The sequence below is a fragment of the Streptomyces sp. NPDC056503 genome (assembly GCF_042794995.1).
In the GTDB taxonomy this organism is placed as follows: domain Bacteria; phylum Actinomycetota; class Actinomycetes; order Streptomycetales; family Streptomycetaceae; genus Streptomyces.
In genome coordinates this window covers 1-9,457 of record NZ_JBHTST010000206.1, presented here as the reverse complement: position 1 = coordinate 9,457, position 9,457 = coordinate 1, and the positions used below count along the sequence as shown (strand labels likewise).

General features: G+C 73.8%; 8 protein-coding genes. 2 read left to right on the top strand and 6 right to left on the bottom strand.

What is annotated here, in order from left to right:
• Nucleotides 1-32 precede the first annotated feature (32 nt).
• The 6 genes from hflX to miaA all read right to left on the bottom strand — a co-directional run bounded on the left by hflX (nt 33) and on the right by miaA (nt 8,491).
• Nucleotides 33-1,526, bottom strand: coding sequence for a GTPase HflX (hflX, locus tag ACFQ8C_RS35285; RefSeq protein WP_383465794.1), 1,494 nt, complete (start codon nt 1,524-1,526; stop codon nt 33-35).
• Nucleotides 1,527-1,668: 142 nt separating this feature from the next.
• On the bottom strand, nt 1,669-3,231 hold the full coding sequence (locus ACFQ8C_RS35280; protein ID WP_383465792.1) for a M1 family metallopeptidase: 1,563 nt from the start codon (nt 3,229-3,231) through the stop codon (nt 1,669-1,671).
• 126 nt (nt 3,232-3,357) lie between these two features.
• A complete protein-coding gene (locus tag ACFQ8C_RS35275; RefSeq protein WP_383465791.1) occupies nt 3,358-5,700 on the bottom strand; it encodes a RelA/SpoT family protein in 2,343 nt (780 codons plus the stop codon).
• A 212-nt stretch (nt 5,701-5,912) separates the two neighbouring features.
• Nucleotides 5,913-6,788 carry a diaminopimelate epimerase gene (dapF, locus tag ACFQ8C_RS35270; RefSeq protein WP_383465790.1) on the bottom strand — a complete coding sequence of 292 codons (876 nt, stop codon included), beginning with the start codon at nt 6,786-6,788 and terminating at the stop codon, nt 5,913-5,915.
• Between the two features lie 206 nt (nt 6,789-6,994).
• Nucleotides 6,995-7,444, bottom strand: a complete 450-nt coding sequence (locus ACFQ8C_RS35265; RefSeq protein ID WP_383465796.1) for a hypothetical protein — start codon at nt 7,442-7,444, stop codon at nt 6,995-6,997.
• Between the two features lie 108 nt (nt 7,445-7,552).
• Nucleotides 7,553-8,491, bottom strand: a complete 939-nt coding sequence (gene miaA / locus ACFQ8C_RS35260; protein ID WP_383465788.1) for a tRNA (adenosine(37)-N6)-dimethylallyltransferase MiaA — start codon at nt 8,489-8,491, stop codon at nt 7,553-7,555.
• A 222-nt stretch (nt 8,492-8,713) separates the two neighbouring features.
• Here miaA and ACFQ8C_RS35255 point away from each other — a divergent pair, with 222 nt between their 5' ends.
• The gene (locus ACFQ8C_RS35255; protein ID WP_383465786.1) at nt 8,714-9,061 is read left to right on the top strand and encodes a hypothetical protein; all 348 of its coding nucleotides are present in this window, start codon (nt 8,714-8,716) and stop codon (nt 9,059-9,061) included.
• 28 nt (nt 9,062-9,089) lie between these two features.
• Complete coding sequence (locus ACFQ8C_RS35250) at nt 9,090-9,410, top strand: antitoxin (protein WP_383465784.1); 321 nt, start codon at nt 9,090-9,092, stop codon at nt 9,408-9,410.
• The last annotated feature ends 47 nt before the right edge of the window (nt 9,411-9,457 follow it).

The following is a 9,457-nucleotide window of genomic DNA, read 5'->3' as shown; positions in this document are numbered from 1 at the left end:
GGAGGGGGCCGGCGTCTTCGTACGGTCCGGGCTCAGTGCGCGGCGGGGACGTACGGCGCGAGCGCCGCCGCCAGTTCCTCGTGCACCCGGGCCTTGACCAGGGTGCCCTCGGCGGTGTGCTCCTCGGAGAGCATCTCGCCCTCGGCGTGGACGCGGGAGACGAGACCGCCCTGCGTGTAGGGCAGGAGGACCTCGATCTCCACCTCCGGGCGCGGCAGCTCGCGGTCGATCAGGGCGAGCAGCTCCTCGATGCCCTCGCCCGAGCGGGCGGAGACGGCCATGGAGTGCTTCTCGACGCGGAGCAGCCGCTGGAGGACCAGCGGGTCGGCCGCGTCGGCCTTGTTGATGATCACGATCTCCGGCACGTTCACCGCGCCGACGTCGCGGAAGACCTCGCGGACGGCGGCCAGCTGCTCCTCCGGGACGGGGTGCGATCCGTCCACCACGTGCAGGATGAGGTCGGCGTCGGCGACCTCCTCCATGGTGGAGCGGAAGGCCTCGACCAGGTGGTGCGGCAGGTGCCGGACGAAGCCGACGGTGTCGGCCAGGGTGTAGACCCGGCCGGACGGCGTCTCGGCCCGGCGGACGGTCGGGTCGAGGGTGGCGAACAGCGCGTTCTCCACCAGGACTCCGGCGCCCGTGAGGCGGTTGAGCAGCGAGGACTTGCCGGCGTTGGTGTATCCGGCGATGGCGACCGACGGCACCTTGTTACGGCGCCGCTCCTGCCGCTTGATGTCGCGGCCGGTCTTCATCTCGGCGATCTCCCGGCGCATCTTCGCCATCTTCTCGCGGATGCGGCGCCGGTCGGTCTCGATCTTGGTCTCACCGGGACCACGGGTGGCCATGCCGCCACCGCCGCCGCCACCCATCTGCCGGGAGAGCGACTGACCCCAGCCGCGCAGTCGCGGCAGCATGTACTGCATCTGCGCGAGGGCGACCTGCGCCTTGCCCTCTCGGGACTTGGCGTGCTGGGCGAAGATGTCGAGGATCAGCGCGGTCCGGTCGACCACCTTGACCTTGACGACGTCTTCGAGGGCGATGAGCTGGCCGGGGCTGAGCTCGCCGTCGCAGACGACGGTGTCGGCACCGGTCTCGACGACGATGTCCCGCAGTTCCTGGGCCTTGCCGGAACCGATGAAGGTCGCCGGGTCCGGCTTGTCGCGGCGCTGGATCACGCCGTCGAGGACGAGGGCGCCCGCCGTCTCGGCGAGGGCAGCGAGCTCCGCGAGGGAGTTCTCGGCGTCCTGCACGGTCCCCGAGGTCCAGACACCGACGAGCACGACGCGCTCCAGGCGCAGCTGCCGGTACTCGACCTCGGTGACGTCCTCGAGCTCGGTGGAGAGGCCCACGACACGGCGCAGGGCCGCGCGCTCGGAGCGGTCGAACTGCTCGCCGTCCCGCTCTCCGTCGATCTCGTGGCTCCAGGCGACGTCCTCTTCCATCAGGGCATCGGCCCGAAGGCTCTCGGTGCGGCGCGACTGCGCGAAGCTCTGCTCGTCCTGGGAAGGGGATGAAGAGGAGGTCATTGGATCCTTACGTCGGTGGAAACGATGGTGTGGGTACAACGTGCGGCGGCTGCGGAAGATTCCCCGGGGGAACTCCCGGCCGGCCGCGTCGCCGACCCGAAAATGGTGACACGGCCGCCGGGCGCCCGTCACCCGGGTTTCCTCAGCGGGCCGTGTCCTTCGCGGGAAGGCTGCGCCAGTCCGGGTGGCCGGGCATCGGCGGGGTCTTCTCCCCGTACAGCCAGCCGGCGAAGAAGGCGTCGAGGTCCCGCCCGGAGACCTCTGCCGCGAGGGCGGTGAAGTCGGCGGTGGAGGCGGTCCCGTCGCGGTGTGCGGCGACCCAGCGGCGCTGCAGCCGGTCGAAGGCCTCGGTGCCGATGGTCTCCCGGAGGGCGTAGAGGACGAGCGCGCTGCCGTCGTAGACCACGGGCCGGAAGAGGCTGATCTTCTGCCCGGGCGCGGGCGGGCGGGGCGCCGCCGGGGGCCCGCCGTTCGCGCGCCAGCCGTCGGAGGCCGCGTACGCCGCCTTCATGCGCTGCTCCAGGGACTTTCCGGCGGTCTCGTCGGCGTACAGCCCCTCGTACCAGCTGGCGTGTCCCTCGTTGAGCCACAGGTCGGACCAGTTGCGCGGGGAGACGCTGTCGCCGAACCACTGGTGGGCCAGCTCGTGGACCATGACCGCGTCGACGTACCACTCGGGGAAGCGGGGGTCGGTGAAGAGCCGCCGCTCGAAGAGGGAGAGGGTCTGGGTCTCCAGCTCGAATCCGGTGGTGGCGTCGGCGATCAGCACTCCGTACGTCTCGAAGGGGTACGGGCCGACCTTGCCCTCCATCCACTCCAGGTGGCCGGGGGTCCTGCGCAGCCAGGGTTCCATCGCCTCCCGGTCCTGGGCGCGGACCACGTCCCGGACGGGGAGGCCGCGCGGGCCGGTGCGGTGGAGGACGGCGGAGCTGCCGATGGAGACCTGGGCCAGTTCGGTGGCCATGGGGTGGCGGACGCGGTAGGTCCAGGTGGTCGTGGCCCCGTGGTCGGCGCGGCCGGCGGGCAGGCCGTTGGCCACGGCCGTCAGTTCGCTCGGGGCGGTGATCCGGAAGGTGAAGGCGGCCTTGTCGGAGGGGTGGTCGTTGGAGGGGAAGACGCGGTGGGCGGCGTCGGCCTGGTTGGCCATGGCGAGCCCGTCGGAGGTGCGCACCCAGCCGCCGTTCGCGGCGGGGCCGGTGGGGTCGCTGGTGTGGCGGACGGTGACGGTGACGGCTTCGCCGGCGTCGATCGGCACGACCGGGGTGACGACCAGGTCCTCACCGCTGGTCTCGTAACCGGCCGGCACGCCGTCGACGGTGACCCCGGAGACCGTGCCGTGGGTGAAGTCGAGGTGGAGCCGGTCGAGGTCGGCGGTGGCGAGGGCGTCGACGCGGGTGACGGCGGCGAGCGGCTCGGTGTTCACCCCGGAGTAGGTGAGGTCGATGTCGTACGCGAGGACGTCGTACCCCGGGTTCCCGAGGTGCGGGAAGAGCGGGTCGCCGATCCCGAGCGGGGCGGGGACGGGCAGCGCGGCGGCCACCAGCCCGGCGCCGGCGGCGACGAGCCCGGCGGTCCGCAGCCAGGGCCGGCGGCCCGGCCGCCGGGGGGTGCCGGTGGCGGGCGGGGCGTCGGTCGCCGGGGCGCCGGGGCCCGCGGTGACGGCGGTGGTGGGGGCAGGCGGGAGGGGCGGGGAAGTGTGCGCCATGGGCCAGGGCTACCAGTGCCCCGCCCCGCACCCCCGGCCGACGCGCGCACCCGCCACTCGAAGGTGTCACCGGTGCGCGGCGGTGGCGGGTGGTGGACGACGCCGGCCGGCCCGCGGGCGGCGGTGTCAGAGGCGGTGGGTCCGGGACACGTCGTAGACGCCGGGGACTTCGCGCATGGCGCGCATGAGGGTGGGGAGCTCGGCGGCGTCGGCCAGTTGGAGGGTGTACGTGTGGCGGACCCGCTGCTCGCTCGGCGGCTCGACGGTGGCGGAGACCACTTCGGCGCCGGCGGTGGCGATGGCCTCGGTGAGATCGGCGAGCAGGCCGGGGCGGCCGAACGATTCGGCTACCAGGGTGACCCGGCAATGGGCGGCGTCGCCCCAGCGGACGGGAACGGCGGCGCGACCCAGGCGCCGCATGACGTCCACGGCGGGACAGCCGGTGCGGTGGGCGGTGACGGCGCCGCCCCGGACCCGGAAGCCGGTGATCGTGTCGGGGGGTACCGGGGTGCAGCAGCCGGCCGGGCGGACCGGGGCCGGCGGGGCACCGTCGAGGTCGGCGTGGAGCTCGGCACGGGAGTCGCGGTCGGCGGCGACGCTGAGCGGGGGGCGGGGGGCCGCGGCGGGCGGGGCCGCGGCCTCCGGATACGCCTGGAGCCAGGCGGTGATCGCGATCCGCGCGGCGGGGGTACGGGCGTGGTCCAGCCACTCCGGGGAGGGCCCGGAGCCGGTGTCCTGGGCGAGGAGCAGCTGCACGGTGTCGCCGTCGGAGAGGACGGTGCCCAGGGGGGCGAGGCGGCCGTTGACGCGGGCGCCGAGGCAGGCGTGGGCGGCCTCGCCGTGCTGGGAGTAGGCGGCGTCGACACAGGTGGAGCCGGCGGGCAGGCCGAGCGTCCCGCCGTCGGCGCGGAAGACCGTGATCTCGTGGTCCTCGGCGAGGTCGGCGCGGAGCGAGCTCCAGAAGGTGTCGGGGTCGGGCGCCGACTCCTGCCAGTCGAGGAGGCGGGCGAGCCAGCCGGGGCGGGTGGGGTCGGTGCGCTCGCCGTCCTCGGCGGACGCGGGAGACGCGGCGGACGCGGGGGACCCGGGAGACGCGGCGGACCCGGGAGACGCGAGGGATCCGGGGGAGGCGAGGGATCCGGGGGAGGCGAGGGGTCCGGGGGACCCTGGGGCCGCGGGGGACATGGAGCGTCCCGGGGCGTCGACGGCCCCGGCGGCCGCCGCCGTCCCCGGCAGGTCGGTCGGATCCGGGGGTGTGCCGGGGGGACCGCCGAGAGGACTGCCGAGAGGACTGCCGAGAGGACTGCCGAGGGCCACGACGCCCGCCTCGGCGACCTTGTGCATGCGGTGGGTGCGGATGAGGACCTCGGCGACGGCCCCGTCGGGCGCGGCGATCGCGGTGTGCAGCGACTGGTACAGGTTGAACTTGGGGGCCGCGATGAAGTCCTTGAACTCCGAGATCAGCGGGGTGAAGCAGGTGTGCAGCTCGCCGAGGACCGCGTAGCAGTCGGCGTCCTCGGCGACCAGGACGAGGAGCCGCCCGAAGTCGCAGCCGCGCAGTTCGCCGCGCTTGAGGCGTACGCGGTGGACGGAGACGAAGTGGCGCGGGCGGACGAGGACTTCGGCGGCGATGTCCGCCTCGCGCAGCACGGCGCCGACCCGTTCGGCGACCGCGGCGAGCGTGTCCGGCGCCCCGGAGCCGGTGGCGTCGGCGATGAGCGCGCGGGTGGCCTCGTACTCCTCGGGGTGGAGGATGGCGAAGACCAGGTCCTCCAGTTCGGTCTTGAGGGCCTGGACGCCGAGCCGTTCGGCGAGCGGGATGAGGACGTCCCGGGTGACCTTGGCGATGCGGGCCTGCTTCTCGGGCCGCATCACGCCGAGGGTGCGCATGTTGTGGAGCCGGTCGGCGAGTTTGATCGACATGACCCGGACGTCGTTGCCGGTGGCGACGAGCATCTTGCGGAAGGTCTCGGGCTCGGCGGCGGCGCCGTAGTCGATCTTCTCCACCTTGGTGACGCCGTCGACGAGGTACGCGACCTCGTCGCCGAACTCGCGGCGCACCTGGTCGAGCGTCACCTCGGTGTCCTCGACGGTGTCGTGCAGGAGGGAGGCGGTCAGGGTGGTGGTCTCGGCGCCCAGCTCGGCGAGGATGAGGGTGACGGCGAGCGGATGGGTGATGTACGGCTCGCCGCTCTTGCGGAACTGCCCCCGGTGCGAGGACTCGGCGAGGACGTACGCCCGGCGCAGCACCGACAGGTCGGCCTCGGGATGGTGGGCCCGGTGCGCCTCGGCGACGTGGCTGATGGCGTCCGGCAGCCGGTCGCGCGGGGTCGGGCCCGCGGTGGCGCCGAGCAGGGCTGCGCGGCCGATCCTCCGCAGGTCCAGCCGGGCGCGTCCGCGCCTGCGGACGCCCGTGTCGGTGGCTGCGGTCTCGGCCGCGCTCACGGGGTTCGTGGCCTCTGCGCTCATGGGGCACCTCCGGCGACGTCGACCGGCGGTGGACGGGCGGGGAGAGCCCGGGGGGCCGGTGCTTGATGCTACCGAGCCCACCACGTGGCGCAGTCACGCTCTCGCCCAGCGTGAATCGGATCACCCATTCGAGCGACACGAGAGTCGTTGACTGTTTCGATTCCGCTCTCCGGGCGGGCCGCCCGGAGAGTCGGCGGAGGCGGTGCGGACGGTCAGCCGGCGGTGAGCCAGGAGGGCTCCAGGGTGCCCTCGGCGACGATGACGGCCGGACCGGTCATCTCGATCCCGCCGTCGGGGCGCTCGGTGATGACCAGGGTGCCGCCGAGGACGTCCACGGTGTACGTGACGGGGGCGCCGGTCACGGCCGGGTCGGCGCCGTCGCGGCGGGCGGTGGCGACGGCCACGGCACAGGCGCCGGTGCCGCAGGAGCGGGTCTCGGCGGCGCCGCGCTCGTGGACGCGCATGGCGACGTGGCGGGGGCCCCGGTCCACGACGAACTCGATGTTGACCCCGTCCGGGTAGACCGACGCGGGCTCGTACGGCGGCTCGTCGTACAGCGTGCCCGCGTGGGCGAGGTCCTCGACGAAGGCGACCGCGTGCGGATTGCCCATGTTCACGTTGCGCGCGGGCCAGCTGCGGCCGTCGACGGCGACCGTGACGCCCTCCTCGGGGAGGGCGGCGCGGCCCATGGAGACGGTGACGGAGCCGTCCTTGTCGAGGTGGACGCGCTTGACCCCGCCGCGGGTGGCGACGGCGACCTCGCCGGCGGTGACGTGGCCGGCGTGCTCCAGATAGCGGGCGAAGACCCGGACGCCGTTGCCGCACATCTCGGCGACCGTGCCGTCGGCGTTGCGGTAGTCCATGAACCACTCGGCCTCGCCGGCCATGGCGCGGGCCTCGGGGTGCGCCTCGCTGCGGACGACGTGCAGCACGCCGTCGCCGCCGAGACCGGCGCGGCGGTCGCAGAGCCGGGCGACGAGCGCGGGGGGCAGGTCGATCTCGTTCTCCGCGTCGGGGACGATCACGAAGTCGTTCTCGGTGCCGTGGCCCTTGAGGTAACGGAGCGGGGTGGTCTGCGTGCTGGTCACGAGATCAACTGTACGGTGCCGCTCGGACAGCCGTTCCGGCCGTCCACAGGGCGGGCCGGACGGCCGGGCCCCGGGGCGGACCGGAAGGCTGGCCCCCGGGGCGGACCGGATCAGGGGTCTCCGGGGCGGGACGGGACCGGGGCCTCCGGCCGGACGGGACCGCCGGGGCGGACGGGCCAAGGGCCCCGGGGCGGGCCCGGACGGCGTCAGCGGAGGCGGGCGACGCGCCAGACCGCGAGGGCGACGAGGACCGCGATGGTCGTCACGTACAGGGTGAGGACCCGCCAGTCCGGCCGCTCGCCGGAGCCGCGCTGCGGCAGCCCCGGCCAGGTGTAGCCGACCTTGCGGGCGGCCATGACGCCCCAGCCGGCGGCGCAGAAGCTGATGAGCAGCCCCAGCATGGCGACGACCGCGCCGCCGTCCCCGTAACCGAAGGCGAGCGGGAAGGCGAACATCAGGGAGCCGACGGCGGCGAGCCCGATGATCGGGGCGAGCTGCCAGAACCTCAGCAGCCGCCTCGGGCGCAGCTCGACCTCGACCTCGTCGGCGATCTCGACCGCGGAGCCCTCGGCGTCGTCGGGACCGTCGGGGGTCAGCCCCGGGGCACTCCCGGGGACCGACTCGTGCTGTTCTCTGTCGCGAGGGCCGGCCTCCATCGCCACGCGCCCTCCCAACTCGGACTCCACTTGGTCGATCGATGCTCGATGATGGCACGCTCACGACCGCGGAAATGACGGGCAGGGCGTCCCGATGCCATCACGTGATCAGGCTGTAACCGCTCGTTCGACCAACGACAGCGCCTCTCTCGGGAGTTCCCCGCGGTGTTCGGCGGCACCGCTGAGCCAGTGGACCCTCGGGTCACGGCGGAACCACGAGTCCTGTCGGCGGGCGAAGCGCTTGGTGGCGCGCACGGTCTCGGCGCGTGCCTCGTCCTCGGTGCACTCCCCCGCGAGCGCCGCGAGCACCTGCTGGTAGCCGAGCGCGCGGGAGGCCGTGCGCCCCTCGCGCAGTCCGAGCGCCTCCAGGGCGCGGACCTCGTCGACGAGTCCGGCCTCCCACATGCGGTCCACGCGGGTGGCGATCCGCTCGTCCAGCTCCGGCCGGGCGACGTCGACACCGATCTGGACGGTGTCGTAGACGGACTCGTGGCCGGGGAGGTTGGCGGTGAAGGGCTTGCCCGTGATCTCGATGACCTCCAGGGCCCGGACGATCCGGCGGCCGTTGCTGGGGAGGATCGCGCGTGCGGCCTCGGGGTCGGCCGCGGCGAGCCGGGCGTGCAGGACGCCGGAGCCGCGCTCCTCCAGCTCCTCCTCCAGCCGGGCCCGGACCTCGGGGTCGGTGCCGGGGAACTCCAGGGCGTCCACGGCACCGCGTACGTACAGGCCGGAACCGCCGACGAGGACGGGGGTGCGGCCTGCGGCGAGCAGCCGGTCGATCTCGGCGCGGGCGAGGCGCTGGTACTCGGCGACGCTGGCGGCCTCGGTGACGTCCCAGATGTCGAGGAGGTGGTGGGGGACGCCGCCGCGTTCCTCCGGTGTCAGTTTGGCGGTGCCGATGTCCATCCCGCGGTAGAGCTGCATCGAGTCGGCGTTGACGACGTCGCCATCGAGCTGCTGGGCCAGGAACACACCCAGATCGGACTTTCCGGCCGCCGTGGGGCCGACGACGGCGATGACCCGCGGTGCGGGAGCTGCGCTTCTCACCGCCCCAGTCTCGCAAACCTCCGGGGCCGTCCCCGAACGAGCGACGTGACAGGGGGGTGGGGGGTTCGTTGCCCGTTGCGTGGTTCCGGCCGCGCGCCCGGTCGCTCCGGGTCGCGTTCTCGGCCGTTTCCCGCCGTGGTTCACCCGCACGGCACCCCCCGACGAGTAGGCTGAGGAGTGGATATGGGCGTTTTCTCAAGGTTTCGCCGGAAGAAGCAGTCGATGGAGGAGTCGCTGGAACAGCCGGTGGAACAGCCGGTGGAGCGGACGACGGAACAGTCGGCGGAGCAGTCGGCGGTGGACGTCACCGAGGCCGCCGCGACCGGGTCCGAGGCGGCGGAGAGCGCCGAGGCGGACGGGACGGTGACGAGGGTGGCCGTCGCGGGAGTGACCGTCCCGGAGGGGTCTGCCTCCCAGGAGGCCGACCCGGAGGGGACGGAAGCCGTCGCGGAGGTCGTGGAGGTCGTGGAGATCCCTCGGCAGCAGTCGGCCGACACCGCCGCGGACGCCGGCCCGGGCGCGAAGGCCCCGGATACGGACAACGAGACCGGGAAGACCACCCGCAGGTAGGCAGGACACGGACACGGAGAGGTGCCCCATGGGCTTCCTGGATTCACTGAAGGCCAAGCTGGGCCCGGCCAAGGGCAAGGTCTCGGACCTCGCGCAGCAGCACGGGGACAAGATCGACCAGGGCCTGGACAAGGCCGCGAAGCTGGTCGACGAGAAGACCAAGGGCAAGTACAGCGACAAGATCCAGTCCGGCACCGGCAAGGCCAAGGACGCCATCGACCGGATCGGGCACAAGGACGACGGCACGCCCGGCACCGACCGCGCGCCCGGCACCGACGGCACGCCCGGCACCGGCCCCGGCCGCGCGCCCGGCACCGACGACGGGACGCCCCCGCGGCCGACCGTGTAGGCACCCGCCCGTACGACGGCCGCGGCCGCGGAGCGCTGTGTCCGCTC

Bases quoted from the DNA above. Each gene is read 5' to 3' on its own strand.
- ACFQ8C_RS35255 (WP_383465786.1), top strand. From the start codon at position 8,714: ATGGAGGAGTCGCTGGAACAGCCGGTGGAACAGCCGGTGGAGCGGACG.
- ACFQ8C_RS35280 (WP_383465792.1), bottom strand. From the start codon at position 3,231: ATGGCGCACACTTCCCCGCCCCTCCCGCCTGCCCCCACCACCGCCGTC.
- ACFQ8C_RS35250 (WP_383465784.1), top strand. From the start codon at position 9,090: ATGGGCTTCCTGGATTCACTGAAGGCCAAGCTGGGCCCGGCCAAGGGC.
- ACFQ8C_RS35265 (WP_383465796.1), bottom strand. From the start codon at position 7,444: ATGGAGGCCGGCCCTCGCGACAGAGAACAGCACGAGTCGGTCCCCGGG.
- hflX (WP_383465794.1), bottom strand. From the start codon at position 1,526: ATGACCTCCTCTTCATCCCCTTCCCAGGACGAGCAGAGCTTCGCGCAG.
- ACFQ8C_RS35275 (WP_383465791.1), bottom strand. From the start codon at position 5,700: ATGAGCGCAGAGGCCACGAACCCCGTGAGCGCGGCCGAGACCGCAGCC.